Here is a 26602-nt window from a genome sequence, read left to right as displayed (position 1 = left end):
CCGGGCTATTCCCGCCGCCCCGGCATAGCCAGCGTGCGGTCGCGGGACTTAGGCTCAAACCATGGTTGTGGGCCGGCTTCCAGGCACGCCGCCGCCGGCGTCCACCCCGGCAACGTTCGGCATCGAAGAAGAATTCCTGTTGATGGACCCGCGTACTGGCTTGCCGGTGACGACCGGCCCGGCGGTGCGGGCCGCCCTGCGCCTGGGAACCACCCCGGAATGGGTGAGCTACGAGTTGCTCGACTGCCAGGTGGAAACCTCGACCCCGGTGTGCCGCCAGCTGTCCGAAGCTGCGGACGCCCTGCTGGACTTCCGTCACGAGCTGGCCCTCAGCGCCGCCGCAACGGGCGCGGCCGCGGCCGGCATCGGCGTGATTTTCGACGCCGACCTGCGTCCGGCATCCGTGACCGACAACCCCAGGTACCGCAGCATCGCCGAGCGTGCGCCGGCCCTGATCGCCGACCAGTACGTGACGGGCATGCACATCCACGTCGAAGTGGCAGATCCGGAGGTGCGGCTGCAGGTCCTTAACCGGCTGCGTCCCTGGCTCCCGCTGCTCACGGCGGTAGCAGCCAACTCACCGTACTGGCGGCACGCGGACAGTGGCTTCGCCAGCTGGCGCACCATCATGTACCGCCGCTGGCAGGTCCAGGGCTGCCCGCCGTTCTTCGCGGACCTGCACGACTACGGCGTCCGCGTGCGGCAGTTGTACGCCTCCGGGGTGGTCCCGGATCCCGGGCACCTCTCCTGGCTGGCCAGGCTGGCCGACCACTACCCCACTATCGAGGTCCGGGCCGCCGACAGCCAGCTCACCGCGGCCGACAGCGTGCTGCTGGCCGGGCTGGTCCGCGCGCTGGTCGCCACCGAGCAGGCCGCCGTCCTCGCGGGGCGCCCGGTCACCAACTTCCATCCGGAACACCTGGACGTGGCGCTCTGGCAGGCGGCCCGGTTCGGGTTGTCGGAGAAACTGGTGCATCTGGACTCGGCCACCCTCTGGCCCGCGCACGATGTCCTCGAACTCTTGCTGCGACATATCGATGAGGCGTTGGAGCAGCACGGGGACGGCGGCTGGGTCCGCGAGCAGGCCGCACGGCTGCGGCTGGAGGGCAACGGTGCGCAGCGCCAGCGGAAGGCGCTGGCCCGCGGCGGCCTGCCCGGGTGGCTGGACTTGGTGCGCCGGTCCCTGACGGCGGGCTGATGCCACACAGGGCTCTCCGGCCGGCGGCCGGGGCGGCAGCGGAAGGAACAGGGCGTCTCCCGCCCGCGGCATGGCGGGGCGGCAGCGGTAAAGCAGCTGCTCAGGCCCCGCGGTTCTTTTCCCGCATCGCGCGCAGGGCCTCGCGGTTGTCCTGCTTCTCGCGCAGCGTCTGGCGCTTGTCGTAGTCCTTTTTGCCGCGGCCCACGCCGATCTCCACCTTGGCCAGGCCGTCGTTGAAGTACAGCTGCAGCGGAACAATCGTGTAGCCCGACTCCCTGGTCTGGCGGGAAATCTTTTCCAGCTCGGCCCGGTGCAGCAAGAGCTTCCGCCGGCGCCGGGCGGCATGGTTGGTCCAACTGCCGTTGAGGTATTCCGGGATGTAGACGGATTCCAGGTACAGCTCATCGTTATAGAAGATGGCGAAGCCGTCCACCAGCGAAGCACGGCCCTCGCGCAGAGACTTCACCTCGGTCCCCATCAAGACCATGCCGGCCTCGTAGGTATCCATGATGTGGTAGTCGTGCCGGGCCTTTCGATTGGTGGCCACTACCTTTCGGCCACTTTCTCTGGGCACGGGGTACTCCTTCGTCGTCGGAACGTTCCATTATAGCGGCGCCACGGCAGGAGCGCCGCCGCGGTGTTACCGCCGCATAATCCGCCGCGGCGTCACGGCCGGATAAGCCGCAGCACGCCGGGTGCCGCCGCCGAAACCTAGAGCAGGTTCATCGGATTGACGAAGCTGCCGTTGACGATGGTTTCGAAGTGCAGGTGGCAGCCGGTGGAGTTGCCGGTGCTGCCCACATAGCCGATCAGCTGGCCGCGGCCGACGCTCTGGCCGGCGTACACCACGTAGCGGGTCATGTGGTAGAAGTTGGTGTCCAGCGCGTTGCCGCCGACCACGCCGTGGCTCATCGTCACGCTGTTGCCGCCGCCCCAGACCGTGCTGTCCGCGCGCGCCACGGTGCCCGCCGCCGGCGCGTAGATCGGCGTGCCGCAGGCGGAACCGTAGTCGATCCCGCTGTGCATGTAGCCGCCGGTGCCGTAGAAGTCCATCGTGCCCGCCGGAGTGGGCCGCCAGCCGTAGCCGGACGTGATGGGCCCGTTCACCGGGTTGATCAAGCCGAAGGACGACGGCGCCTGGCTGGCCGGAGGGGGCGGCGGCACCCTCGGGACCAGCTGCGGCACCGGCTGGCCGCTGTTGCGCGCCGCCTGCTGTGCCGCCTTGATCCGGGCCTGTTCCCGCTCCCAGGCCTCCTGGGCCTTGCGCCGCTCCTCGGCCTCGCGCCGGGCCTTCTCCGCCGCCTCGCGGCGGAGCCGTTCCTGCCGCTCCTTGATCTGCGAGAGCACCTGGTTCTGGGCCTGCTCGGTCTTGGCCAGCTCCTGCTCGATCTGCGGCTTCTTGGCCTGCAGGCTGTCCGACAGCGCCGAGGTCTCGGCGATCAGCTGGTCGACCTTCTGCTTTTCGGCGGCCGCCTCGTCGCGGGCGACTTGTTCGGCCGCCAGCGCCTCCTCGGCCTGCGCCTTCAGGTCCCGGATTTCCTCCTCCACGGCTTCCAGCCGCGCCCGGGAGTTCACATTCGTCGCGTTCTGCTGGGCCAGCTTGTCCAGTGCCGCGTTCTGGCTGCGCAGCGCCTGGTCTGCCAGGTCGATGGTGCTGGCCAGGTTGGCGTCGCCGTCGGAACCGAAGAACAGCGAGAGGTTGGACGGCACCCCGCCCTGCTTGTAGGCCTGGGTGGCGATCTGGCCGATGACCTTCTTGGTTTCCTCCAGCTCCTCGGCATCGCTGGCCAGTTGCTGGTTGATCTTGTCCTTGGTCTGCAGCGCCAGGTCCACGCGCTGCGCCAGTGCGGCCACCTTGTTGGCGGCGGCGTCCACCCGGCCCTCGGCCTCGGAGAGCTTTTGCTGCGCCGCCGGCAGCCGGCTCTGGTGCTGCTTCAGCTCCTTGACCGCCTCGACGATGTCGGCGTTGAGGAACTCCAGCGACGATTCGATCTGCTGGATTTCCTGGTCGAGGGCGGCCTTGCGGTCGTCGAGGTCGTCTGCCTGGGCGGGGCCGGCGGAGCCCAGCGAGAACGCGAGCAGGGCGGCCATGGCGGCACTCAAAATCCCTTGCGGAAGGCATTTCTTCCGCGGCTTAGTACGGCTCACAGCCTGGCTCCCCAATGTCAAGTTCTGTGCACGTTTCATGAGTCTAGACCTTAAGGTAGCGGCGCAGGGTCAAAAGGGACGATATTCCGGCCAGGACGGCGCCCAGCAGCACCAGCGCGGGACCGATCACCAGCATGGTGCTGGAGGAAATGAAGGCCGTGTCGGGGTATTGGCTGGCCAGCCAGCCGCCGATGAAGAAGTGCGCCACGGCCCACAGGGTGACCGAGGCCAGCAGCGCCCCGAGCACGGCGGCGATCACCCCTTCCAGCACGAACGGCAGCTGGATCACGGCCTTGGATGCACCGACCAGGCGCATGATGCCGGTTTCCCGGCGCCGGCTGAAGGCGGAAAGCCTGATGGTGGTGGCGATCAGCAGGATGGCGCAGACAATCATGACGACGGCGATGCCCACCGCCACGAGCGAGGCGATGTTCATGACGCTGAAGACCTTTTCCAGGATCTCGCGCTGGTCCACGACTACTTCGACGCCGGGCAGCGAGGAGAAGATCTCGTTGATGACCTCGTACTTCTGCGGATCCACCAGCGAGACGCGGAAGGACTCCGGCAGCTGGTCGGCCGTCACCGAGTCCACGATCGGCGAGTTCGCGAACTGGTCGCGGAAGTGGCCCAGGGCATCGTCCTGCGACTCGTACAGGTAGGTGTCCACGTACTGTTCCACGGCCGGACTGGTCAGCGTGGACTCGATTTCCGCACGCTGTTCGTCGGTCACGGGGCCCGCCGCGCAGCTGGCCGTCGTCGAGGTGTCGACGCACAGGAAGATGGCTACCTGGACCTTGTCGTACCAGTAGCCCTTCATCTGGTTGATCTGCATCTGCAGCATGCCGGCCGCGCCCACGAAGCTGAGCGAAATGAAGGTCACCAGCACCACGGAGACCACCATGGACAGGTTGCGGCGCAGGCCGGAACCGATTTCGCCGAGGATAAAAGCCAGCCTCATTTGGCCTCCTCCGGTTCGCCCAGGTAGATGCCTTCGGACTGGTCGCGCACCAGCACGCCGTCGCGCAGCTCGATCACACGCTTGCGCATTTCGTTCACGATCACGTTGTCGTGGGTGGCCATCACCACGGTGGTGCCGTTCTGGTTGATCCGGTCCAGCACCTTCATAATCCCCAGCGAGGTGGTCGGATCCAGGTTGCCGGTGGGTTCGTCGGCCAGCAGGATCCCGGGCTTGTTCACGACGGCGCGTGCGATGGCGACGCGCTGCTGCTCGCCACCGGAGAGCTCGTGCGGCATGCGGTGGTCTTTGCCCTCCAGGCCCACGGTCTTGAGCACTTCGGGCACCGTCTCGCGGATCACCGCCCGGCTGCGCCCGATCACCTGCATGGCGAACGCCACGTTGGCGAAGACTGTCTTGTTGGGCAGCAGCCGGAAATCCTGGAACACCACGCCGATGCCGCGGCGCAGTTTGGGCACGCGCCAGCTGGGAATGTTGGCCACGTTCTGGCCGGCGACGTAGACCGAGCCGCGGGTGGCGCGGTCTTCTTTCAGGACCAGGCGGATGAACGTGGATTTCCCGGACCCGGACGAGCCGACCAAGAACGCGAAGTCGCCGCGGTCGATCTCCAGACTGATCTTGTCCAAGGCCGGACGAGAGTTCTGGTCGTAGATCTTCGTGACGTTATCGAATCGAATCATGACTACTTTGTGCCTCAGGCCGAGGACGAGGGCTTGTGCTTGGGGGAAGAAACCTCAGCCTCTCGACTATAGGCACGCAGTCTTGAGTTTATCCTGCAGCTTGTTCGGTGTGTCGTTTCACCGGACCGGCCCCTGGCCCGCGGCCCGTCCCGCCTCCCGGCCGGACAGGGCCTCGCGCACGGCATCCGCCACCGCCGCCGCGCCCGGGCTGTCCATGACGATGGTGTAGTGGTTGGTTCCGGCCACCTCGCGCACCCGCAGCGCCGGCAGCCGGCGCGCCCAGCCGTCCACGTATCCGGGCGTGTACAGGCCCGCGTCTTCGTTCAGCAGGCCGCGCGGGGCCCGCAGCAGCACCGCCGGAACAGCGAGTGATTCCAGCGCGTCCATCAGGACAGCGCCGCTGTTCAGGTCGGCCGTGTCGCGGGCCATCGCCTCGTAATTTGTCGCCGGCCGCAACAGCGGCGGCTCGCCCGCGAGGTCGTAGTCCACGTAGTCCTCCACCAGCGCGTTCCAATGCTCGGCGAAGGCCGGATGCACCCGCCAGAAGTCCCGATACGCCTCCCTGCTGGGGAACGTCGCGGCCAGCCGTTCGGCCGCCGGACCCAGCACCGACTGGATGACCTCCTCGTCGCTGAGCCCGGCCGGCACCTGCAGCGGCAGGCCGCCGTCGACGAGCACCAGGGACTCCACCAGCCGCGGGTGGCGCCGGGCCAGCACCACGGAGGCAAACGCCCCCATGGAATGGCCGACGACGACGGCCCGGCCAACGCCGTGCGCCGCGAGCACCTCCGCGAGGTCGTCGGCGTGCGCGGCCATGCCGAACGGGCCGGGCAGCCCGTTGCTGCGCCCGCGCCCGCGCAGATCCGGGGCGATCACCCGCACGCCGTCGAGCTCCTGCGCCAGCAGGCCCCAGGTGCGATGGGAGGCGGTCACGCCGTGCACGGCCAGGATGGCCGGTGCCTGGGCGTCCGGGGGTCCCCACACGCCGGTGCGCAGGGTGCCGCCGCGGACCGGCACGTCCAGGGCGGCGTAGGGCAGGGCTGCGGGTTCGGCGCTCATCGGCTGGACCATCCCCCGTCCATCGTGTAGGACGCGCCGGTGACCATGCCGGCGTCGGGCCCCGCGAGCCAGCACACCAGCGAAGCCACTTCGTGCGGCTCGACCAGGCGCTTGACGGCGCTCTCGGTGAGCATCACCTTGGCGACCACTTCTTCCGCCGGCAGCTGGTGCATCCGGGCCTGGTCGGCAATCTGCTTCTCGACCAGCGGTGTCTTCACGTACCCGGGATTGATGCAGTTGCTGGTCACCCCGTGCGCGCCGCCCTCCAGCGCGGTGACCTTTGAGAGGCCTTCCAACCCGTGCTTGGCGGAGACGTACGCGGATTTGTAGGCCGACGCCCGCAGCCCGTGCACGGAGGAGACGTTGATGATCCGGCCGAAGCCGCGCTGGTACATGCCCGGCAGCGCCGCGCGGATCAGCAGGAACGGGGATTCGAGCATCAGGCGAAGCATCAGCCGGAAGGCCTCCGGGTCGAACTCCTCGATGGGGTTGATCCGCTGGATCCCGGCATTGTTGACCAGGATGTCGGTGTCCACCGCCGCCGTTTCCAGCGCCCGGGTGTCGCTGAGGTCCACCTGCCACGGGACCCCGCCGATCTCCTGCGCCACCCGTTCGGCGGCCGCGCCGTCCAGGTCGGCCACGGTGACCTTCGCGCCTCGGTCGGCCAGGGCCCGCGCGCAGGCCTCGCCGATGCCGCTGGCCCCGCCGGTCACCATGGCGCTGCGGCCCGTCAGAGTCTTCTCAGCCATGGGTGGGTCCTTCCGTCGTCTGCTGTCCGGGCGCCAGCGCCCGCTCAATGAACTGCATCATCTCTTCGAATACGTGGTCGGGCACTTCCCGCGGGACGGGCTGCGCACCGTCGTCGTCCTCCCAGAGCACCCAGCGCATGCCGATCAGTTCGCCGATGCCCATCAGCGCCCACGCCGCGACGTTCGGGTCCATCGGACGGACCTCGCCGGTGGCCTGCGCCGCCTTCAGTCCCTCAATGTAGCCGTTGACAATGCGCGTGTAGTGCATCCGCAGGGCGCCGGGCGATACGAACTCCGCCTGCCGGATGATCCGGTAGAGCGCGGGGTGTTCGGCCGTGAAGCGGAAAAACGCCTTGAACCCGGCCCGCTCGGCCTCCAGCCGGTTCTCCGCCGACCTGGCCGCCTCGGTCATCGCGTGGCGCACCCGCCGGTTGAGGTCCTCGACGACCTCGTCGAAGACGGCCTGCTTGCCCTCGAAGTAGAGGTAGAAGGTGCCCAGCCCGACGTCGGCCTGCTCTGTGATCTTGACGATCGAGGCCTCGTGGTAGCCCACCGACGCGAACACCGCTTCGGCCGCCTCCAGCAGCTTGGCCCGCGTCCGGGTGCCCCGGGCGGTGCGTGGTGCAGCGCTCATGATTCCTGCTCCGATCCTGCGGTCAGCGGGTGGCGGCCGGAGCGGACGGCGGCCTCCCGCAGCCTCCCCCGGACCACCTTGTTCAGTGCGGTGCGCGGCAGCGCCGGCACGAAGGCGAAGCGGCCGGGGACCTTGAAGGCGGCCAGCTGCGCCCGGCAGTGCTCGGCCAGTTCCTCGGCGTCGGTGATCCGGCCCGGCCGGACCACCACGTAGGCCAGCCCGGTCTCGCCCCAGCGTTCGTCGGGAACCCCGACGACGGCGGCCTCCGCCACCGCGGGATGCGAGAGCAGGACCTGCTCCACCTGGGCCGGGGCCACGTTTTCGCCGCCGGAGATGTAGAGGTCCTTGATCCGGTCCACGATCCGGAAGAAGCCGTCCGCGGTGCGTTCGACCAGGTCGCCCGTGCGCAGCCAGCCGCCGGCGAGCGCCGCCGCGGTGGCGTCCGGGTTCCGGAAGTAGCCGGCGAACACGCCCGGTCCCGAGACCAGCAGCTCACCGGTGGCCTCGCCGTCCAGGATCTCACCGGTGGCCGGGTCCGCCACCGCCACGCTGACGTGCGGGTAGGGCTTGCCCGCGTAGCCGATCATGGAGGCCGCGTCTTCGTTGGGCAGGCAGAGCACGTTGGGCGAGGCCTCGGTCAGGCCGTAGCCCTGGCTCAGGGCCACGCCCCGCTTGTGCCAGATCCGCAGCAGCGGCGCGGGCATCGACGCCCCGCCGACGATCGCGTGCTGCAGGCTGGACAGGTCGGCGGACGCGAAGCCGGGGTGCTCGGCCAGCAGGGCGTACTGGGTGGGGACGCCCATCATGGTGGTGACCCTGCGTTCGGCGATCAGCTGCAGCATCCGGCCGGCGTCGAACGTGCGTTCCAGCACCACCGTGGCGCCGGTCCACCAGGCCAGCAGCGGCTGGATGTTCCAGCCGCCCACGTGAAACTGCGGCAGCGCGGCCAGCACCACGTCGGAGCTGGAGAGCTCCATGGTCCGCGACAGCGAGAGGTTGGTCCAGAAGCAGTTGGCGTGCGTGAGGATGGCGGCCTTGCTCGGCCCCTCGGTACCGGACGTGAAGATCATCAGGAGGGCATCGTCGTCGCGCACGTCCCGCTGGACGGGCGCCCCGGTGCTGTCCAGCCGGCGCGTGGGGCAGGGCACGTGCCGCTCCACCCCCGAGGGCCCCAGCGCCGCCGTGCGCGGCGGCAGCGGGAGCATCGTGGCGGCGGCCGCGGCCAGCGCGTCGAATTCATCCTCCACCAGCAGCAGCGCCGGGTCCGCCAGCTGCAGCTGCTCGGCGATCTCCCCGGGCGACAGCCGCCAGGACAGCGGGACCAGCACCAGGCCGGCCTTGGCGCAGGCGAAGAACAGCACCACGTGGTCGGCGGAGTTGCCGGTCAGCGTGGCGATCCGGTCCCCCACCCCGTAGCCGGCGGCGCGAAGGCCCGCGGCCAGGGCGACGGCCCGGGCATCGAGGTCGCGATAGCGCAGGCTGACCCCGCGGTCGTCGATCGCCACCCGGTCGGGGGTGGACACCGCGCGGTCGGCGGTCCAGCGGCCGAGGGTATGGAGGCCGCCGGCGGGCGGATGGGGCTGCAGGTTCACTCGGCTTTCTCCAGGATGTCGCGCTGCCGGGCGGCTGCCTGGCGGCGCTGGCCGCGGCTGAGGGTGGCCCGCTGCACCGCGCCGGTGATGCCGCCGGGCAGGAACAGGACCACCAGGATGAACAGTGTACCGAGGATGAACAGCGGCTCCGAGAGCGGGATCCGCAGGATGTCCGGCAAATTGGCGATGGCCTCGGACTGCGCCAGCGCCGTCAGCCGCTGGTCCAGCAGCGTGTAGAAGACGCCGCCGATGACCGCTCCCCAGCGCGAGCCCACGCCGCCGAGCACCACCATGACCAGCAGGGTGATGGTGAAGTCGGCCGAGAGGCTGCGCGGGACGGCACCGGACTGCAGCAGCAGGTAGACCATGCCGACCGCCGAGGCCAGCACCCCGCCGACCACGAACACCAGCAGCTTGACCAGGTAGGGCTGCAGCCCGATGACCCGCACGCGCAGCTCATTCTCGCGCACCGCCGCGGCCACGTGGCCGGCGCGGCTGAACTGCACCCAGCTGACGACGGCGAAGACCACCAGGAGCACGATCAGCGCCAGCCAGTACAGGTTGCGGGTGTTGGCCACCCCCAGCAGGGCCTCGGGCAGGTTCTCCGTGGCCAGGGTCAGGCCCTCTTCGCCGCCGGTGGCCTGGCCGGGGTTGCGGCCCACCAGCACGTGGCCGGCCTCCGCGAAGGCCAGGGTGACCATGGCGAACGGGATGCCCGTCACGCGCAGGCCGACCGCGCCGACCACGTGGGCCAGCACGATGACCAGCAGCAGCGTCAGGCCCATGGCCGGCAGCAGCGGGATGTCGAACGTGTCCAGGATGACGCCGAGCCCGTAGACCCCGGCGCCGAAGTACAGCGCATGGCCGAAGGACAGCAGGCCGGTGACGCCGAGCAGCAGGTGGTAGCTGAGCGCCGCGGCGGCCATCAGCATGCACATGGCGATCAGCTGCAGCGAACCCGGGGTGTAGGTGGGACCGGGCAGCACGCCCGGCAGGGACAGGTTCAGCAGCGGCAGCAGGGCCAGCAGCACCACGGCCGCACCCCCGGCGGCCCACTTGAGCAGCCCGCGGACCCCGCCGGCGGCAGCCCCGCCGTCGTTCCTGCCCTTCCGTCCGCGCCGCGGCGTCTCGCCTCCGGCGGCGCCCGGGGCCTCGGCGTGCCCAGCGGTTGCGGCGGCAGGATTCGGCTGCGCGTCCGACTGGGGGTCGGTCTTGCTGGTGGTCATGATTTCCTCCCGAGCAGGCCGGAGGGCCGGAAGAGCAGGACAAGGGCCAGGGCCACGACGACGACGAAATCCCCGGTGCCGTTGAGGTAGAAGTTCGCGAACTGCTGCAGCAGCGCCACCACCACCGAGGCGATGGCCGCGCCGGTGAGCGAGCCCAGGCCGCCGATCACGGTGACGATGAAGGCGAAGATCAGCAGCGATCCGCCCAGCAGCGGCGAGACGTAGCCGAAGTAGTGGCTGGCCAGCACCCCGCCCAGGCCGGCCGCGGCGCCGCCGATGGCGAAGACCAGCGTGAACGCCTTGCGGACGTCGATGCCCAGCGCGGTGACCATGGAGCGGCTTTCCACGCCGGCGCGGATGATCATGCCGTAGCGGGTGCGCTTGAGGAAGAACACCAGGCCCAGCAGCACGAACACCGCCGCGATGATGGCCACGAAGCGATCGTTCGCGATGTCGGCGCCGAGGATTCTGGTGGTCTGGCTGAACCATTCGGGTCCGGAGATATAGACCGGGTCGGTGCCCCAGATCCCGTCGAACAGCGCGACCGATGCCAGCGAGAGGCCGACGGTGACCAGGACCTGTTCGATGTGCCGCTCGTACAGCTTGCGGATGAGCACGAACTCGGTGAAGGCGGCGAACAGGGCCCCCACGACGGCGCCCACCAGGAGGGAGCCGAGGAAGGTCCACCAGTTGTCGGCGCCGGCGCGGCGGGCCACTTCCCAGCCGGCGAATGCGCCCAGGGTCAGGAAGGAGCCGTGCGCGAAGTTCAGCACGCCCATCAGCCCGTAGATCAGGCTCAGCCCGGAGGCCACCAGGAAGTAGAGCGCGCCCAGGCCCAGGCCGGTGACGGTCAGCAGGACGATGGTACTCACTTGTGCACCCCGTTCGGGTCGGTGCCGGTCTCGGAAAGGGATACGGCGGTGGGGGCCGTGTCCCGGCCGCCTGCGCCGGCGGCGGGGCCGGCCTCGTCGTCGTGCCCGCCTTCGGCGTGGACGCCCAGCAGCCGCTGGGTCAGGTCTTCGTTGTCCAGGAAATCCAGCGCGCTGTCGGTGGTGTGGACCACCCGCCCGCCGGACAGCACCACCGCGCCGGCGGCCAGCTGGCGGACCACCTGCAGGTTCTGCTCCACCAGCAGGATCGGCACCGTTGCGGCGGCCCGCTCCAGCGTCTCGGAGACTTCCTGCACGATCTTGGGCGCCAGGCCCTTGGTCGGCTCGTCGATCAGCAGCAGCTTGTTCTCATTCAGCAGCGCACGCGCCAGCGAGACCATCTGCTGCTGCCCGCCGGAGAGCGTCCCGGCCATCTGCGAGGCGCGCTTGAGCAGGTCGGGAAAGAGTTCCTCCACCAGCTGCCGGCGCGGTGAGGCGTCCCGTTCGGCCAGCCGCAGGTTCTCCGCCACGGTCAGCTTGGAGAAGACCTCGCGGTCCTCCGGGACGTAGCCCACGCCGCGGCGGATGATCTTGTAGGTCGCTTCCTTATCGATCCGAGTGCCGTCCAGCGTCACGCTGCCGCTGCGGGAGATCAGCCCGATGATGGCCTTGATGGTGCTGGTCTTGCCCACGCCGTTGCGGCCCAGCAGGGCGGTGATGCCGGTGGCCGGCACGGAGAAGCTGACGTTCTCCACCACCTGCTGGCCGGCGATGTGCGCGCTGAGCCCCGCTACCTCCAGCACCGGGCGGGCGTGGCGGTCCGGCCGGGTCGCGGCCGGCGACGTGGCCGTGGCGGTCGCGGTGGTCGTCGTCGCAAGGGGTTGGGCAGCGTCCTGCGGCGCGGCCGCGCGGGGTTCCGGGTGCTGGCTCATACGGGTTCTCCCAGGTAGGCGCTCTGGACGGTGGGATTGGCCATCACCGCGTCCGGGGTGTCGATGGCCAGCAGCTTGCCGTGGTGCATGACCGCCACGCGGTCGACCAGCCCGAGGACCACGTCCATGTGGTGCTCGACCATCATCACGGTGCAGCCGCGGTCGCGGTGCATCCGGCGGATGATGGCGCTCAGCCCCGGCACGTCGCCGGAGGCCACGCCGGCCATCGGTTCGTCGAGCAGGATGACCGAGGGGTTGCCGGCCAGGAGCATGGCGATCTCCACCTTGCGCTTGTCGCCGTGGGCGAGGTCTCCGGCCGCGGTGTGCAGCTTGTCCTCCAGCCCGACCTCGGCCACGTTCTGCTTCGCGGCGGCGGTCGCGGAATCCGTCCGCGAGGGGAAACGGAAGACCGTGACGCTTCCGCCGAGGCCTGCCTGGGCCGCGAGCCGGACGTTTTCCAGCACGCTGAGCCGCGGGAACAGGCTGGAGGTCTGGAATGTCCGGCCCAGGCCAGCGCGCGCGCGGCTGTGGATCGAGGCCGACGTGACGTCCTTGCCGTCGAGCGTGATGGAACCGGCCGTCGGCTTCAGGACGCCGGAGATGAGGTTGAACAAGGTGGTCTTGCCGGCACCGTTCGGTCCGATCACGCCGACCATTTCTCCGGTCGCGACGGAGAATCCGACATCCTCGAGGATGCGGGCGCCGCCGATCTGCAGGCCGAGGCCTTGCACCGTGAGCGCGGGCTGATCTGGGGAGGTCATCATGTCACTTTCTGTCCGGTCGAGGACCCTGTCCGCGGGCCGGGGCGCCGCCGCCGGTTAGGTCGGCGGCGCCCCGGTACTGCAACAGTGCGGGCCTGCCTGTGGTTGTGCTGCGGTTACTTCGCTTCCGGCGGAGCCACCGCGTCGGCCGGAATGGCCTTGATGAGCTCAGGCACCCACTCGCCGTCCTTCTCCACCAGCTTGGCCTGGTACATCTCCTGCAGCAGCGCGTGGTCGGAGGCACGGATGGTCGTCTCGCCCTTGGGCCCTTCGAAGCTGTAGCCCTCCAGCGCCTCGACCATGGCGTCGACGTCGTTGCCGCCCTCCTTGACCGCCTGCACGATCATCTGGCCGGCGACGAAGCCGTCCGGGGTGAAGAGGTCGGCCTTCTTGCCTTCGGCCTCAACGCTTTCGATCATGGCCTTCTCCACGTCGTTGCCGGCTGCTCCCGGGAAGTAGTGGTTCAGGAAGCTGATCTTGTCCGAGGCCTTGCCGTAGGCGCCGAAGGTGGCGGCGTCGCCCAGGCCGGTCACGATCGGGGCGGCGTCGAACGCGCCCTGCTGGCTCAGTGCCTGCCACATGGATCCCGACGTGGCGCCGGCCCAGGCCACGAAGACCAGATCCGGCTTGGCGTCGATCAGTTGGCGGGCGAACGGCGTGAACTCGGTGGCGTCTTCGGGTACGAGCACGTCATCGACTTCGGCGCCCTGCTCGCCGAGGACGGCTTCGACGGCGGCGAGGTTGCCCTGGCCGAACGCGTTGTCCTGGCCGAACACCACGACCTTCTTGCCCTTGAGGTCGTCCACGAAAGTGCCCGCGGTTGCGACGTCCTGCAGGCTCTGGCGGCCGGAGCGGAAGGTGTAGTCGTTGATGCCCTGCAGCGCGTCGGTGGCGGCGGGGCCGGAAATGTAGAGCACCTTGTTCTGCGCGGCCTGCTCCGCGAGCTTCAGCGCGATGCCGGACACCACGGTGCCGGCCAGGATCTTGTAGTCCTTGCCGATCAGGTCCTTGGCGACGTTGACCGCCTTGTCGGGGTCACCGCCGTCGTCGTGGTAGGTCAGGTTGAGCTTAGTGCCGTTGACCTCGCCGGTGCCCTCGGTGGCGTAGTCGATGCCCGCCTGGAGACCTTGGTAGTAGGCCGCGCCGTAGGCGGCCAGCGGGCCGGATTCGGAATAGACGATGCCCACGTTGATGCTCTCGGGGGCGTTGCCTTCCTCGCCGGCCGCTCCGGCGGTGTCGCCGCCGGCTGTCGGCGCGCACGCGCTCACGGTCAGTCCGGTGACCAGCGCCGCGGCCATCAGGAACTTCTTCGTTGCCTTCACTCCGATGCCTTTCGTTGAAAAATCTCTTGAGGAGTAACTCTGGAACTGTCTGAACCTGATGGTCAGGCCCCCCAACCTGAAAGGTGATTCAGATTACGGCAAATCTATGGTGTGGCTCACAGAGGTGTCAACAGTCGCGCCGGGTCGCGAAGGTCACGATTCGGTTGCAGGCGGCTGAGGCCCGGGTGCAGGCGCACGCCCAGACGACAAAAGCCCGGCCGCTCCTGGTGGAGCGGCCGGGCTTCGGGCAAAACGGCCGGTTGCTAGTTTTCCGCGTGCCGGCTGGTGGCTAGTTTTCCGCGTTGCGGTTGTTGGCGCGCCAGCGGATGCCGGCGTCGATGAAGTCGTCGATTTCGCCGTCGAGCACCGCGCCCGTGTTTCCGACCTCGTGTTCGGTGCGCAAGTCCTTGACCATCTGATACGGGTTCAACACGTAGGAGCGCATCTGGTCGCCCCAGGACGCCTTGACGTCGCCGGCGAGTGCCTTCTTCTCGGCGTCCTGCTGCTCCTTCTGCAGCAGCAACAGCCGGGACTGCAGCACGCGCAGCGCGGCCGCACGGTTCTGGATCTGGGACTTTTCGTTCTGCATCGAGACGACGATCCCGGTGGGGATGTGGGTCAACCGCACGGCGGAGTCTGTGGTGTTCACCGACTGCCCGCCCGGACCGGACGAGCGGAACACGTCCACCTTGATCTCGTTGTCCGGGATGTCGATCGAGTCGGTCTGCTCGATCAGCGGGATGACCTCGACGGCGGCGAACGAGGTCTGCCGCCGCCCCTGATTGTCAAAGGGGCTGATCCGCACCAGGCGGTGCGTGCCGGCCTCCACGGAGAGGGTGCCGAAGGCATAGGGTGCCTTGACCTCGAATGTGGCCGACTTCAGCCCGGCCTCTTCGGCGTAGGAGGTGTCCAGCACCTGGGTCGGGTAGCCATGGCGTTCGGCCCAGCGCAGGTACATGCGCATCAGCATCTCGGCGAAGTCGGCGGCATCGACGCCGCCGGCGCCGGAGCGGATAGTCACCACGGCCTCGCGCTCGTCGTACTCACCGGAGAGCAGCGTGACGACTTCGAGTTCAGAGAGCGCCTTCTTGAGCGAGGTCAGTTCGCTGGCCGCCTCGGCCATGGAGTCCGCGTCGCCGGCGTCCTCCTGGCCCAGTTCGACCAGGACTTCCAGATCGTCGATCCGTGCCGCCAGTTTTTCCAGCCGTTCCAGTTCACTCTGGCGGTGCGAGAGCTTGGAGGTGATTTTTTGCGCCGCGGCCGGGTCGTCCCACAGGTCCGGCACGCCTGCCTGCTCGCTCAGCTCGGCAATATCTTTGCGGATCGCCTCCGCGTCGGAGACGGCTTCAATGGAGTCATACGTGGCGCGCAGAGCGCGGATTTCAGCGGGAAAGTCGATCTCAGCCATGGTTCTTCCAGCCTACGCCATGGCGGGGAATCCGCCGTCCCGCCAAGAGGGCGCCGGACTGCCCCTAGCTCAAGCGCGGGCCCGTGCAATAACCTTTGGAGAGTGCGGGGTGCAGGTGCCGCGTATGGGGCTGGGGCCTGATCTAAATCCACTTATTGGGGGAGGCTGCAATGCCCAGTCAAAGTCACGGATCTGTTCAGGGCCTGCGGAAGAGGCAGAAGCCCGAAAGCCGGCGCGAAGGCCCGCGGTCAACCACGTCGCGAAAAATCCTGGGGGCTCTCGGCGCGCTCGTGCTGGCCGCAGCAACCGCCGTCGCCGCTTCCGGACCGGCCGCCGCCGGCGGACCTGCTGCCGCTGGATCTGGCGCAGCGGGGGCCGCCGCCGCGAGCGCCGCCGCGGGGGCCGCCGCCGCGAGCGCCGCCGCGGGAGAAGAACACGGCTACACGGTCGTCCTCAAGGACAGCATCGGGAATGTCGGTTCCACCGCCACGGCCCACGGGGAGAAGTACGGGTTTACGCGGTCCAACACCTACGAACACGCGCTGAAGGGATACTCCGGCACCATGACGGCCTCGGAGGCGCAGCAGCTCGCCGCCGACCCGGCCGTTAAATATGTTGCGCCCGAGCGTCAATTCGCGTTGCCGGAAAACGTGGGCGGCGCGAATAACGGAACCAGCGGCGCCGAATTCCTCCCGCCCGGGTGGTTGCGGGTCGGCGGCACAACAGAGGAGGCGGCCGAGGACGGCCGGCAGATTACGGTCAACGCCGCCGTGATCGACACCGGTATCGACAGCACCCATCCGGACTTGAACGTGCGCGGCGGGGTGGACTGCTCGTCCGGCACTCCGGTCGAGGTAGCTCCCGTCGACCTGTTCGGGCACGGAACCATGGTCGCCGGGATCCTTGGCGCGAAGAACAACAACGCCGGGATCATCGGCACCGCGAGCGGCGCCCCGCTGTGGTCCGTCCGCGTTATCGCAGACGACGGCACGATCACAGAAAGTGCCCTACTCTGCGGCGCCGACTGGGTGGTCTCCACTCACACGGACGAGGACCCGGGCAACGACATCAGGGTGGCGAACATCAGCATCGGCAGCCCGGGCCAAGAGCAGGGAACCTGCGGCAACGGGGTCGATCCCCTGCACCAGATGATTTGCCAAGGCGCCGAGCAGGGGGTGGTCTGGACGGTCGCGGCCGGCAACGAGACCGCGGACTTCTCGAACACTGTTCCGGCCGCTTATGACGAGGTGCTCACCGCCACCGCCATGGCTGACTTCGACGGCCGCCCCGGCGGTACGGCAACAGCGAGCTGCAGCGGATACCCTTTTCCCACCCCCGACGACGAGTTTGCCCTCTTCTCCAACTTCGCCACCCAGCCTGCAGACCAGGAGCACACCGTCGCAGCTCCCGGGGTGTGCATGACCTCTACGGTCCCGGGCGGCCGGTACGCAAACGCACACGGCACCAGCTTCTCCAGTCCGATCGTCGCCGGCTCGGTGGCCCGCTGTCTGGAGAGCAAGGTCTGCCAGGGCGACGGGACGGCCGTGATAGAGCAATTCCGCGCAGTGGTCGCGGAGTACGACCAAGAGAATCCCCAGTATGGGTTCATCGGCGACCCCCTGCGACCGGTCCCGGGCCGGTACTACGGTTACCTGGCCACCGTGACGCCCTTCTGAAAAGACAAGCAGCCAGGTGCGTCAGTTCCGCCGCGGGGAGCCGGGTCGCGTCCTCGCTGGTAGCCCCTTGCGCCCCCTCTCTTGGTCGCTTCTGCCAGCGTCCCGGTCAGCGTCTGAGTTCCGAGCGCGCGTCGCTGGAGACTGTAAGCGGTACCCTATCTAGGGGGCCAATGGATACGCTCTATGTCTGTCAGGACTGTGGGTGGGCGACGTCAAGCCCTCCGGATAGTTCCTTCCGGTTATGCGCCCCCGCACTCCTATACCGTAAGGACCATGATCGAAGCGCTGGTCTCGTTCCCGCTGACTGTTCCCATCCTGACCGCGCTGTTCGCGCTCGGGGGTAGCTGGCTCGGCGCGGTCCTGGGCAAATCGACCGAGCATCAACAATGGCTGAGAAACCAGAAGCAAGAGGCGTACTGGGAGTACCTAGAGCTTTGCCAGCGCAGCATCCCACGTTACGGTCAAAGGCGGCAACTGAAAACCGAAGAGGCTTACATTATTGGTCTATCCAAAATTCACCTTCATGGCTCGCTTAAGGTCTATGACTTAGCTTCTCTAGCGCACGACCAGATAGAGGAGCTAGCCAAGTGCTACGAAGAGTACGACTCTGGAGGCTCAGATCACGGATACAACGCTGAAGCCTTCCGACCTTTGCGCGACGAGGTCGCAGACATCCTCTCGAAAATGTCCGCCGCTATGCGTGAAGATCTCGGTGTCAAGAGCAAGTGATTAGCGGACGGGACCCATGCCTAGGGAGGGTAGAGACCCCCGGGGTGGGCATATGCGGCCTTCACCGGCTTAGACGCATCTTTGTGCGCAAACTACAGAGGCTTTGACATTGTCACAAAGCGGCGACACCTAGCAACAGCGTCTAACTCTTGGTTTAGGGTCGTTCATGGTCTATGACAGGCTAGCCATTATTTCAGTGAATACTGTCGGCAGGCGCCATTCTCGATCCATTTCTTCGAATTTGCGGCTGTACGAATTGGCTTGTTCCAGAGTAGCCATCGCGGCCCGATACACGTCGGCTACTTGTTCAGGACCGCAATCAGTGCCGTGCACTTTCATATTAATAAGACGCTCTTGCAGAGCGCGGTAGCCATCTTGCAAGTCCATAAGGAACGGTGGGACCGCGCGGCCGTCATGAGAAGACAACGGGTCGTATATGTCCAGAGCAAGAGCCCTACGGCAAAAAGTCTCTAGCACATAGAAGTCTGGCGACTCAACAAACGACTTTCCGTCCACGAATGCTCGCGCACCGTTCAAGTACCTGAACTCACCCAACTGGTAGGCGAACAGCCCGAAAGCTGCATACAGCTTGGAACGGCGTCCGAGGAACTCTACATCGGCAAAGTCAGCGATGTCGGCATCGAGCACGTTTCGCTTAGGGACGTAAATCGTGTGGGATTTTTGTTTTTGGTAATTGCGGTTCTCAGGCAGCAGGATCTTGTCTATGTAGTCGTTGAGGCAGACATAGTAAACGTCCTCAGTATCGTTATCGACGCACAGAAGCAGAACGGGAACACCAACGCCCATCGCTTCGATGGTCTCCAACTCTGAAGTTTCGATGGAACATTTCACAACGTCAATATCGAACGTCTCGGGGCTATCACTTGGGTCTGTGAGGGGGAACTTCGCCACGTTCTTCCGCGATACTGCGGTATAGGTGTGGTGGGAGAACTGCTTCTTGGTTTTTACCTGAGCGAAAAAGTGTTCTCCCCTCGTCTCCCAAGTTCCCGCCTTACCAACTGGTCGGAAGATCTCTATGTGAAGGTCGAGGCCGTAGTCACGGTCCACTTTTCTGACGACCCATTCGTCGGGAAACTTGGAGATGGCGATCGACTCTCCTCGGTCCCCCATGATCTGGTTCGCCGTACGCTTCTTCGTCGTCAATGCTGCCCCTTAATTTCCATCACAATATCCAGCCAATTCTCCACCATCGAAACCCGTCCGGTGACCGTCTATTCTCCCTCGACTCGGTAGGGCTGGAGGCCGCCGCCGCCGGTAAGAACGTCGACAAGGCCGTTACCACCCTCGCGGTTGCCGAAACCAAAGCCCGGCGTCCTGCGGAAAACCGCCGTCCGCGTCGTCCACGACCTCGTCGGTACAGCAGCCCATCTCGCATGCGACCTCGTCGTCGGCGTCCGTAAGGCGCTCTACGCCCCGGGGTTCGCTGAGCTTACCGAGATCGCCAAAGCCGTCCCGTCCGGCGCCACGGTCGACAGCCTGATCCGCGCCGGACACCACGAGTTGGCCTCCAAGCTGGCGACGGTGCCCGTCGCTTTGGACAAGCTCCACAAGAATCACGCACTCCTCGCCAATGCGCCTGGCCATAGCGGCGCAGACCTCAAGTTCAAGGACCGCCCAGCCACGACTACCTCAGCTCGGCGTCCGTGGCTGCGCTCCTCAACGCCATCCACGCCGCACCGATCCATGGATGCCTACCTGCGCAGAGGAGGAGGAGCTCGACGCCGCCAAGCGCAAGGAGCGCGAAGACGCCAAGCATCCGCTTTCCGCCGTACTACGCGGCGAGGCTGGAGCAACTACTAAACCAAGGGCACTACAACCGCCGGCGGGGGACTCCCCGCCGGAACACGGCACGTCCGTGGATGTATCTCGTGGAAAATTCCCCGCCAGGGTTTGTTTGTGCCCGGCGGGGGATTTTCTTCGTATCCGAGGCCTAGTCTGCCCGCCGGTCTCAACGCACTTCCAACGAACGGGTTTTTGTCCACCAAGGTGGTCGCCCTTCGTATGGGATGGTCCGGGGAGGTCGCTGCGACAAGCTGCGACGACGAGTGCGCTAGCGTGTACCTCAACCCACTACCTAGTACCTAAGGGATGAACATGCGGGACCGCAACCCCGATACGATGCCCACGCCCGATGACCCCAGTGGTCCGTGTCCGTGGTGCAGCCGAATTGCGCATTTCAAGGTTGCCCGACATGACAGACCGCTCGAAACGGACTCAACGCATTCAGCTGAATTCCCGATCCACACTCGCCGACTTCACAGCTTGACATGCTCAGGGTGCGGGAGAGGAACGGCAGTGGTCACCGACCAAAATGGCAACGGACTACACTGGTGGCCCGCCCCTGGCGCCGGAACTCTCGATCCGGCCGTACATCCAGGCGTAGCTTCCGCCTATGACGAAGGTGTGCGTTGCTTAAGTATTCAGGCGAACCGGGCTGCGGCAGTTATGTTTCGTTCTGCGCTTGCCCTATTCGTAAAGGACAAAGGAAGCGACCGGGCGAAGGGCGAGCGGCACTTAAAGTCGGCTTTGAAGCACATGAAGAATGACGGAGACCTGCATAAATCGCTATGGGACTGGGCCGACCATCTTAATCAACTCGGCAATGAAGGAGCCCATCCGGAGGACTACGACGACGTGTCCGCCGCCGAAGCCGCGGGGCTGGGTAAGTTCGTCCGACACCTTATCCGTCACGAGTATGAGTTGCCTGCCCAACTGCTTCGGGATATGGGCACCCTCGGCAGCGCGGCGTCGTAGTTATTGCCCACCATGAAGTCATTGGGTCTAGGCCCGCTGGCTGTAGGTCGTCCTGCACGTCGACGCCGACGGCGCCTTCGTTCGTACCGCGTCCCGGGACTGCCGCGAGGTTCTGGGCGCTGACAAGTTTCGCGCGGATTAGAAGCGCAAGTATGGTCGCCGCCATTTCTGCCGCCCCTGTCGCCGCCGCGCAAGGGGCAGTGACGGGAGCAACGCGGACGGCCGCAAGTGCTTTGTCGCGTTCAGACGAATTTAACCAGCAGCCCGTTCAACTAGCTAGAATGGCGCTCTCAGCTTGGGAACCCTCGTCTGCATCGCCTTGCGCTGCATCAAGGGCGGATCCGATAGCTTCCCCTAACGCTTTTGCCATCAGTGGAGGCACCGCATTTCCAATCATTCGCGAAACAGGATTTATTAACGGTGGAAATACGAAGTCATCATCAAAGGACTGCAGCCGTGCAGCTTCTCGCATCGTTATCGCCCGATCCTCCGAAGGATGGGCAAACCTGCCAGAGCCAACGTGATAGACCCAAGTTGTGATCGTCAACGCCGGCTGATCCCACATCAACCTTCCATAAGCACTCCCGTAGAAGGACTTAGTTTGCAGGTGTGGCTCGATATCGCGCATCCGGCCGGTTCCGACAGCGCGAACTTTCTCGAGACTGCTCGCGCTCAAATGCCGGGCGACGTGGTTAGGAACGGCACCGGTTTCCGATCGTAATAGTTGGGCATACTCTGTTACACGACCTGATTGATATGGGATGCTCGGCAGTTTGTGCGAATATACTGGTTTCGGCAAATCAATAATCGCATCGGAAACAGTTCGATACGGTTCAGTAAAGATGTCGCCAGCGGACGAACAAACGGGCTTTGGCCATTCGACCTTTATGCCATCGCGGGACGCAATAATTATCATCCGATAACGCAACTGTGGGACTCCATAGTCTGCCGCACAAACGATTCTAGCCTCGGCGGTGTAGCCCAATTCGCCGAGTCGCTGAAAGAGGTCATCGCGAAACCTCCCTCCGGCGGCATTCAAGAATTCTCGTACATTCTCAATCAAGACAACTCGGGGCATGGTCATCTCCAGAACCCGCAAAAACGCCTTATAGAGATGGTTGATCGGCCGATCGTAAAACCGCTGCCCACTCTCTTCGTACTCGCGGACCCCGTTTCGGCTGAACCCCTGACAGGGCGGCCCACCAGCCAACAGGTCCAATGACCCTGGCTCATCCAATTCCGCCCGCGAAAGATGTTCATTTAGCTTCCGGGGATCATCAACAAGCTCATGAATGTCGCCCACAAATACATCGGTAGGACGGCCCGTCCTGTCAGTCAAATTTGCTGCAAAGGCGCGCGCAGCGTGGGGCTCGATTTCTACGGCAAAATCAGTCGCGAACTTTCCGGTGCGATGAAGCCCCCGGCTCAGACCACCGCACCCCGCAAATAGATCCACTGCGCTGTACTTCACTAGATTCGCCCCCTTAGGCTTCGTGTAATCTTCTTCACCTTTTCGCCAATGGTACTCATAGTCCGTCGATATTCGCCAAGGTGGATGCAAGCGTCTCTGGGTGACGAAGATACAACCTCTGACTGACAACGAGCTCGATCCCCCTGCGGAACCGAACCTTCAGGCCTTCGGACGACGCCTTCGAGATCTGCGCCGCCGCGCACTCCTGACCCAAGAAGGCCTAGCGCACGCGTCCGGTTTGGATCGTAGCTACGTCGGGCAGGTCGAACGCGGAGAGCGAAACATCGCTCTACTAAACATTATCCGATTGGCCGAAGGGCTGGGACTCGATCCCGGTGAGCTACTCAAAGGCATCAGCTCGGAGTGTGACGAATGACATACCTCAGCATCTCCGAGTCGACACAGATGGTTCGCATGATGAAAGTGTTCTTCGCACTCCCTTATTCGACCGACCTCGATGGTAAAGACGTAGAAAAGATCATTAGGACCATTAAAGGGTTGGATGGACCACTCTCAAAGCGCAAGGAGCTTTTCGACATAGTCGACTCAGAGAAAAAGGTAGGGTATTCGGTAAAAACTTTGTTTAAGAACCCCAAAGCACCCGTTGTAGACCTGCAGGAGCAAAGGTTCTGCGATAAAGCAGAAATGGATAAAATTCGAGCCCAGGTCTACAAATCTCACGCCGCGTCAGCTACAGCCCAAGGCGGGGTTTTGTTGAAGTATATGCGTGACCGTATTCGCGAACAAATGGCCGAGCGTGAACTCACAACTGCCAGGTCGGCGATATTGCTTAAGTATTGGAACAAGGACAAGACAGAGTTCCACATGCGGTATTGGGAAGAAGACTTCTTAGGTTATATAGATAATCTTTGGGCTCGTCACGCGCAAGGCGATCTTAAATGGGTCGAGAAACCCGCTGGCCTACACGCGCAGGATCCTGCCTCCGGCACACGGCTGCTGCGAATGCATTCGAAGCATAATCAGATTTTCACTGATCACGATATTCCCGGAGATGCCACGAAAATATCATTCAATGCCTATGCGAGGAACTGGGATGAGTTGTATGACCAGATTTATTCCTCGGAAGAGGTCCTAGTAGACGATAAACGCATAGACCCTTCTCCTGCCTCGGCCGATTCACCAACCTCTGACTGACGCTCTGCTGTCGAGCGTGCCCATGGTGCGCGCTCGACGGCCACGGTGATTCCGTCGACGAACCGCACCAGCGCTGGCAAGCGGGTGCGGTGTGAAAAGTCCTGCAACGCCGCCAGCATCGGCATACCGGATCGCGTTTGCGCACGCACTACCGCAAATTCGCCCGCCAGTTCGCCCTGCGCGCTGCGGCAGATTCTCTCCAGTGCTCCCTTAGCGCTCTCTCCAGCGCTGACGGCGAGTGCCATCAACTCGGCCAAGCTGGGAAATTCCGCCAGCATCTTCTCCTCACGGCGTTGAATCACGCAACGCCGATGACGAAACCCGCGGCCACCCACAGCAATCGTTCGGCTGCGACGGCCGGATGCTGCGAGTGCAAACACGATCAGGAAAGTTGCAGCTGCCAATGGCCACGCAGCTGGCTAAAAGTGCAGTCGGCGATACCCTCTCGATGCCCGCCTGGCTGATGGCCCACTGGAGCCGGCCGGCCGCTTCAGCCGCACCTGCGGGCGGCTTTTCCCAGCAGGACCACCAAATTGAGAAGAGCCCCATGGCGCCAAGGAGCCCCGCCGCCGTCGTCATGGCACCGGTTCCAACGGCTGCATGACTTCATATCCTGCGCGCGCGAACTTCTCCTCCGCGGGGCTGGCAGAAGCACTCACCGCAAGCTGGCCGTCCTGGCAGCCGAACACCGCGGACGTTTCGATAATCCCGTTCTCCACCCGCCGGCCCAGCGAAACGATCTCCGTGACCTGTCTCCTGCCGTCCGGCCGGCGGACACACTGGACCACGAGGTCGATGCTATGGCCATGCGAACCGAGGTTGTCCAGGTCCAGAAAGTCAGCAAATGCTGGGCTAACCCGCTGCCTATCATGGCCATCCTGCTATCAGTAGGCACTCTGGTTTGGACTATTTGGGACAAACGCCGTGACGACGCCAGCCTACAACTACGCGCCATTCCCACAACTTCTTTTTGGGCCCTCTAAACATGTGGTTTGTGTCCTTGGCAGTGCGGAACGTTGGGCGCAGCCATTCAACGGTCGTGAACTCCGTAACCCTCGAATTGCCAACCGGCGAAAGCATGCACCAGCTCGAAAGCCCGGACCGGTCGCCGTGACTCTGCCGAAACGAATTAAGCCAGGCGCATCGTTCCGTCTCCTGTTCGGCGTTGGACAGGTCGACATTGCCATGAATGAGCGTCAGGCCGACCCATCGCGTGTCAAAGCCGTTGTTAATTCGGCCACGTCACGAAAAAGGGCCAGCTATCCCGGCATGCCGTCCGGGTGATCAGTAAAGAAATGGACGAACTACGCCGTCGATCCGAGGAACTCGCAGCACGACTGAACCAGCAGACAGATAAAGAAACCGGTCAGAATATGACGACGCCGCCGAGTTCTCCCTGACGGCTGGCGCTGTACGGACTGCAAATGTGAGGCAAAATAGTTTGATGAGCAAACTATCCGAGATCATTGACGCAGCCAGCGACGACGCTTTCAGTACCGCGAATCTCCTTCGGAAGGTGCAAACCGTCGCCTACCGTTTGCGCGCCGACAACATCTCGGACTGGGTAAAGTTCGAGCTCTTCGGCTACCCCTCCGGGGACTTGGTTCCCAGCTACCGCGGCCCCTTTCACACTCCGGTCCAAGGCACGTGGGTAAATCCAGCACGGCACATCACCACCGCAGTCTCTCCCGTGGGAGTCCCGTCTGATTTTCTCGACACGTGTTTCAGGTACACGGCCACCCAGCCAGCTGCCACCCTTGAAGACCTGTTAGAAAGCGACAAAGACGCCTCGCGCCCTTGGGACCCCTACGCAGTGTTTGAGTACAACCGCCTCGTGCACAGCAAGAAAGGTGGCGCTGGCTTCGAGCTCATGGAGCTAATATCTGCAAGCCAGACACTGCCAAGGAATCACATCCGCGGAATCATCGACGCCGTCAGAACCACAGCTCTACAACTGGCTCTTGACCTGGAACGCGTTTCTTCCGATGCCGGCGAACCCGACGGCCCGACCACGGACAATCCGGAGGTCCGTCAAGTGACGCAAAACTTCAACTTCACTATCCACGGCGACGGCAACAACATTGCCGCCGGCTCCGAGATACGCCAAAAATCCAAGGTAGAGAAGGGGGACTTGCGCGGCTTGCTTGGTGCCGTCAAGGAACTTGGCCTTGGTCAAGACGCAGTGAATGACCTAGAAGCTGCGATTGCGGATGATGGCGGGCTTGTTGGAGAGTCAGCAAATCGGTTCTTGGACAAGTTGAAAAGCGGCGTCTACTCGATAGCCAGCGGAGTATCCGCAAATGTCCTTGCAACGCAGGTATTGGCCCTCATGGAGGCCTTCAGCGGTTAGGCGTCATGGCCAGCTCCCGCTAGTGAAGGTTTGATTGTCGCCAAGTACTTACATCATCGAAAGGACGCCCGCTGCAGCGGTTAGAATCGTCCCAGTTCTTATCCAAAGCAGGTCGCCGACTAGGCTTTTTACTTGCTGCTTCAGTTGATCACGCAGCCCGTCGTGCTGTCACCGTTCATGACCGAGACCGGCCAGTATCTCCTCGGCAATGAAGCGCTCGAGGCTGGCAGTGTCGGCAAGCAGGTTTGAGGGCGTGCCGAGCGAGCTCGAGGTGTTCGCTCACCTGTCGGAGCCGGTAGACGAGTAAAAGTACCTGCGTCAGTCGGCGCGAGACAACAAGGCCTGCATCGTTACGGCTGACGGGCTCAAGCCGACCTCGGTCATGAACGCCGGTTCGGTGCTGACTCCGGTCCCGGTCGAGGGCGAAATCGTCGCGCTGGGCCGTGTCCCTGCCTCACTGCTCGAGGTCCTGCCCGTCCTACAGCACGGCTCGCCGGCGTTCCTGTGCAGCCTCCCTGGATGTCGGAAGCCTCAGTATGCATGGACGTGGTGCACCGCCCATTGGGAGCGCTGGCGGAGGCACGGCGACCTGCTCGGCGGCGGGGCGGTGAGGCTGGCCGGATTGCCGGCTGCAGGGCGGTTCCGCCACTACACGACCAGGGGCGATGTAGGCTGCATCGAATGGACGGGGCGCGTCTGCCAAGCGGATTCGATGATAGACCAAGGCCGGGACGCGTCGGGCGGTAAGGCGCTGGCGGACTGTCTGCTGACCTAATCTGCGAATCCGAGGAGAGCGGGGCTGCGGCCGAAAAACTTCTAGACCCGTTCGCAACAAAAATCGCTGACTACATCCGATGGTCCATCAGGCGGGAAGCGGGTCACCCCCCCCCCC

The 26602-nt window shown here is 64.9% G+C and carries 25 protein-coding genes and 1 pseudogene; 7 read left to right on the top strand and 19 right to left on the bottom strand.

Annotated elements, in window-relative coordinates; genetic code table 11:
- The first annotated feature begins 61 nt into the window (after window positions 1-61).
- Window positions 62-1198 carry a carboxylate-amine ligase gene (locus AC5RW2_RS33895; RefSeq protein ID WP_494022789.1) on the top strand — a complete coding sequence of 379 codons (1137 nt, stop codon included), beginning with the start codon at window positions 62-64 and terminating at the stop codon, window positions 1196-1198.
- 100 nt (window positions 1199-1298) lie between these two features.
- Here the strand turns inward: AC5RW2_RS33895 and smpB are convergent, their stop codons facing one another.
- The 14 genes from smpB to prfB form a co-directional block, all read right to left on the bottom strand.
- On the bottom strand, window positions 1299-1772 hold the full coding sequence (gene smpB, locus AC5RW2_RS33890; protein WP_494000180.1) for an SsrA-binding protein SmpB: 474 nt from the start codon (window positions 1770-1772) through the stop codon (window positions 1299-1301).
- 137 nt (window positions 1773-1909) lie between these two features.
- Entirely contained in the window at window positions 1910-3289 is a 1380-nt protein-coding gene (locus AC5RW2_RS33885; RefSeq protein ID WP_494000181.1) for a peptidoglycan DD-metalloendopeptidase family protein, read from the bottom strand.
- Between the two features lie 100 nt (window positions 3290-3389).
- Window positions 3390-4304, bottom strand: coding sequence for a permease-like cell division protein FtsX (gene ftsX / locus AC5RW2_RS33880; protein WP_494022786.1), 915 nt, complete (start codon window positions 4302-4304; stop codon window positions 3390-3392).
- Complete coding sequence (gene ftsE, locus AC5RW2_RS33875; protein ID WP_493979073.1) at window positions 4301-5002, bottom strand: cell division ATP-binding protein FtsE; 702 nt, start codon at window positions 5000-5002, stop codon at window positions 4301-4303. The genes ftsX and ftsE overlap by 4 nt, the downstream gene beginning before the upstream one ends.
- A 117-nt stretch (window positions 5003-5119) precedes the next feature.
- Window positions 5120-6061 (bottom strand): alpha/beta fold hydrolase, encoded by a 942-nt coding sequence (locus AC5RW2_RS33870; protein ID WP_494074995.1) that lies wholly within the window; start codon window positions 6059-6061, stop codon window positions 5120-5122.
- Window positions 6058-6810 carry a 3-hydroxybutyrate dehydrogenase gene (locus AC5RW2_RS33865; RefSeq protein ID WP_494074994.1) on the bottom strand — a complete coding sequence of 251 codons (753 nt, stop codon included), beginning with the start codon at window positions 6808-6810 and terminating at the stop codon, window positions 6058-6060. Before AC5RW2_RS33865 ends, AC5RW2_RS33870 begins: the two co-directional genes overlap by 4 nt.
- The gene (locus tag AC5RW2_RS33860; RefSeq protein WP_494074993.1) at window positions 6803-7444 is read right to left on the bottom strand and encodes a TetR/AcrR family transcriptional regulator; all 642 of its coding nucleotides are present in this window, start codon (window positions 7442-7444) and stop codon (window positions 6803-6805) included. The genes AC5RW2_RS33865 and AC5RW2_RS33860 overlap by 8 nt, the downstream gene beginning before the upstream one ends.
- Window positions 7441-9036, bottom strand: a complete 1596-nt coding sequence (locus AC5RW2_RS33855; RefSeq protein WP_494074992.1) for a class I adenylate-forming enzyme family protein — start codon at window positions 9034-9036, stop codon at window positions 7441-7443. Before AC5RW2_RS33855 ends, AC5RW2_RS33860 begins: the two co-directional genes overlap by 4 nt.
- Entirely contained in the window at window positions 9033-10262 is a 1230-nt protein-coding gene (locus AC5RW2_RS33850) for a branched-chain amino acid ABC transporter permease (protein ID WP_494074991.1), read from the bottom strand. Before AC5RW2_RS33850 ends, AC5RW2_RS33855 begins: the two co-directional genes overlap by 4 nt.
- On the bottom strand, window positions 10259-11134 hold the full coding sequence (locus tag AC5RW2_RS33845) for a branched-chain amino acid ABC transporter permease (RefSeq protein WP_494000186.1): 876 nt from the start codon (window positions 11132-11134) through the stop codon (window positions 10259-10261). The genes AC5RW2_RS33850 and AC5RW2_RS33845 overlap by 4 nt, the downstream gene beginning before the upstream one ends.
- Window positions 11131-12063 (bottom strand): ABC transporter ATP-binding protein, encoded by a 933-nt coding sequence (locus tag AC5RW2_RS33840; protein ID WP_494074990.1) that lies wholly within the window; start codon window positions 12061-12063, stop codon window positions 11131-11133. Before AC5RW2_RS33840 ends, AC5RW2_RS33845 begins: the two co-directional genes overlap by 4 nt.
- Window positions 12060-12824, bottom strand: coding sequence for an ABC transporter ATP-binding protein (locus AC5RW2_RS33835; RefSeq protein WP_494049731.1), 765 nt, complete (start codon window positions 12822-12824; stop codon window positions 12060-12062). Before AC5RW2_RS33835 ends, AC5RW2_RS33840 begins: the two co-directional genes overlap by 4 nt.
- Before the next feature lie 116 nt (window positions 12825-12940).
- Window positions 12941-14146: a substrate-binding domain-containing protein gene (locus tag AC5RW2_RS33830; RefSeq protein ID WP_494022779.1), complete on the bottom strand. Its 1206-nt coding sequence runs from the start codon at window positions 14144-14146 to the stop codon at window positions 12941-12943.
- A gap of 289 nt (window positions 14147-14435) precedes the next feature.
- Window positions 14436-15554, bottom strand: a complete 1119-nt coding sequence (gene prfB, locus AC5RW2_RS33825) for a peptide chain release factor 2 (RefSeq protein ID WP_494025602.1) — start codon at window positions 15552-15554, stop codon at window positions 14436-14438.
- 170 nt (window positions 15555-15724) lie between these two features.
- Between prfB and AC5RW2_RS33820 the strand changes: the two genes are divergently transcribed.
- Window positions 15725-17230 (top strand): S8 family peptidase, encoded by a 1506-nt coding sequence (locus AC5RW2_RS33820; protein WP_494074989.1) that lies wholly within the window; start codon window positions 15725-15727, stop codon window positions 17228-17230.
- 273 nt (window positions 17231-17503) lie between these two features.
- Entirely contained in the window at window positions 17504-17959 is a 456-nt protein-coding gene (locus AC5RW2_RS33815) for a hypothetical protein (protein WP_494074988.1), read from the top strand.
- A 171-nt stretch (window positions 17960-18130) separates the two neighbouring features.
- On the opposite strand, the gene AC5RW2_RS33810 is transcribed toward AC5RW2_RS33815, so the two are convergent.
- Both AC5RW2_RS33810 and AC5RW2_RS33805 read right to left on the bottom strand, forming a co-directional pair.
- On the bottom strand, window positions 18131-19123 hold the full coding sequence (locus AC5RW2_RS33810) for a DUF4365 domain-containing protein (protein WP_494074987.1): 993 nt from the start codon (window positions 19121-19123) through the stop codon (window positions 18131-18133).
- A 132-nt stretch (window positions 19124-19255) separates the two neighbouring features.
- Window positions 19256-19537, bottom strand: coding sequence for a hypothetical protein (locus tag AC5RW2_RS33805; protein ID WP_494074986.1), 282 nt, complete (start codon window positions 19535-19537; stop codon window positions 19256-19258).
- Window positions 19538-20275: 738 nt separating this feature from the next.
- Here AC5RW2_RS33805 and AC5RW2_RS33800 point away from each other — a divergent pair.
- Entirely contained in the window at window positions 20276-20734 is a 459-nt protein-coding gene (locus AC5RW2_RS33800) for a DUF4145 domain-containing protein (protein WP_494074985.1), read from the top strand.
- A gap of 268 nt (window positions 20735-21002) precedes the next feature.
- Here AC5RW2_RS33800 and AC5RW2_RS33795 read toward each other — a convergent pair whose 3' ends face one another.
- On the bottom strand, window positions 21003-22205 hold the full coding sequence (locus tag AC5RW2_RS33795; protein WP_494074984.1) for a DNA cytosine methyltransferase: 1203 nt from the start codon (window positions 22203-22205) through the stop codon (window positions 21003-21005).
- A gap of 100 nt (window positions 22206-22305) precedes the next feature.
- On the opposite strand from AC5RW2_RS33795, the gene AC5RW2_RS33790 reads away from it, so the two are divergent.
- Together AC5RW2_RS33790 and AC5RW2_RS33785 are read left to right on the top strand one after the other, a co-directional pair.
- Window positions 22306-22581, top strand: coding sequence for a helix-turn-helix domain-containing protein (locus AC5RW2_RS33790; protein ID WP_494074983.1), 276 nt, complete (start codon window positions 22306-22308; stop codon window positions 22579-22581).
- A complete protein-coding gene (locus AC5RW2_RS33785; protein WP_494074982.1) occupies window positions 22578-23360 on the top strand; it encodes a hypothetical protein in 783 nt (260 codons plus the stop codon). Before AC5RW2_RS33790 ends, AC5RW2_RS33785 begins: the two co-directional genes overlap by 4 nt.
- Here AC5RW2_RS33785 and AC5RW2_RS33780 read toward each other — a convergent pair.
- Together AC5RW2_RS33780 and AC5RW2_RS33775 are read right to left on the bottom strand one after the other, a co-directional pair.
- Window positions 23279-23605, bottom strand: coding sequence for a hypothetical protein (locus AC5RW2_RS33780; protein ID WP_494075004.1), 327 nt, complete (start codon window positions 23603-23605; stop codon window positions 23279-23281). The two genes, AC5RW2_RS33785 and AC5RW2_RS33780, sit on opposite strands and share 82 nt — an antisense overlap.
- 330 nt (window positions 23606-23935) lie before the next feature.
- A pseudogene (locus tag AC5RW2_RS33775) lies at window positions 23936-24157 on the bottom strand (CpaF family protein); the annotation flags it as partial.
- A 647-nt stretch (window positions 24158-24804) separates the two neighbouring features.
- Between AC5RW2_RS33775 and AC5RW2_RS33770 the strand changes: the two are divergent.
- On the top strand, window positions 24805-25710 hold the full coding sequence (locus AC5RW2_RS33770; protein ID WP_494074981.1) for an AbiTii domain-containing protein: 906 nt from the start codon (window positions 24805-24807) through the stop codon (window positions 25708-25710).
- Window positions 25711-26602 lie beyond the last annotated feature (892 nt).

The organism is Arthrobacter sp. B0316-1-20 (assembly GCF_059091865.1).
This window is presented reverse-complemented; position numbering and strand designations above follow the sequence as displayed.

What these genes read in the sequence shown, in the direction of transcription:
- AC5RW2_RS33895 (WP_494022789.1), top strand. Translation starts at nt 62, where the DNA reads ATGGTTGTGGGCCGGCTTCCAGGCACGCCGCCGCCGGCGTCCACCCCG.
- AC5RW2_RS33860 (WP_494074993.1), bottom strand. Translation starts at nt 7,444, where the DNA reads ATGAGCGCTGCACCACGCACCGCCCGGGGCACCCGGACGCGGGCCAAG.
- AC5RW2_RS33865 (WP_494074994.1), bottom strand. Translation starts at nt 6,810, where the DNA reads ATGGCTGAGAAGACTCTGACGGGCCGCAGCGCCATGGTGACCGGCGGG.
- ftsX (WP_494022786.1), bottom strand. Translation starts at nt 4,304, where the DNA reads ATGAGGCTGGCTTTTATCCTCGGCGAAATCGGTTCCGGCCTGCGCCGC.
- AC5RW2_RS33820 (WP_494074989.1), top strand. Translation starts at nt 15,725, where the DNA reads ATGCCCAGTCAAAGTCACGGATCTGTTCAGGGCCTGCGGAAGAGGCAG.
- AC5RW2_RS33835 (WP_494049731.1), bottom strand. Translation starts at nt 12,824, where the DNA reads ATGACCTCCCCAGATCAGCCCGCGCTCACGGTGCAAGGCCTCGGCCTG.
- ftsE (WP_493979073.1), bottom strand. Translation starts at nt 5,002, where the DNA reads ATGATTCGATTCGATAACGTCACGAAGATCTACGACCAGAACTCTCGT.
- AC5RW2_RS33770 (WP_494074981.1), top strand. Translation starts at nt 24,805, where the DNA reads ATGAGCAAACTATCCGAGATCATTGACGCAGCCAGCGACGACGCTTTC.
- AC5RW2_RS33815 (WP_494074988.1), top strand. Translation starts at nt 17,504, where the DNA reads ATGATCGAAGCGCTGGTCTCGTTCCCGCTGACTGTTCCCATCCTGACC.
- AC5RW2_RS33840 (WP_494074990.1), bottom strand. Translation starts at nt 12,063, where the DNA reads ATGAGCCAGCACCCGGAACCCCGCGCGGCCGCGCCGCAGGACGCTGCC.
- AC5RW2_RS33885 (WP_494000181.1), bottom strand. Translation starts at nt 3,289, where the DNA reads ATGGCCGCCCTGCTCGCGTTCTCGCTGGGCTCCGCCGGCCCCGCCCAG.
- AC5RW2_RS33850 (WP_494074991.1), bottom strand. Translation starts at nt 10,262, where the DNA reads ATGACCACCAGCAAGACCGACCCCCAGTCGGACGCGCAGCCGAATCCT.
- prfB (WP_494025602.1), bottom strand. Translation starts at nt 15,554, where the DNA reads ATGGCTGAGATCGACTTTCCCGCTGAAATCCGCGCTCTGCGCGCCACG.
- AC5RW2_RS33780 (WP_494075004.1), bottom strand. Translation starts at nt 23,605, where the DNA reads ATGGCACTCGCCGTCAGCGCTGGAGAGAGCGCTAAGGGAGCACTGGAG.
- AC5RW2_RS33785 (WP_494074982.1), top strand. Translation starts at nt 22,578, where the DNA reads ATGACATACCTCAGCATCTCCGAGTCGACACAGATGGTTCGCATGATG.
- AC5RW2_RS33870 (WP_494074995.1), bottom strand. Translation starts at nt 6,061, where the DNA reads ATGAGCGCCGAACCCGCAGCCCTGCCCTACGCCGCCCTGGACGTGCCG.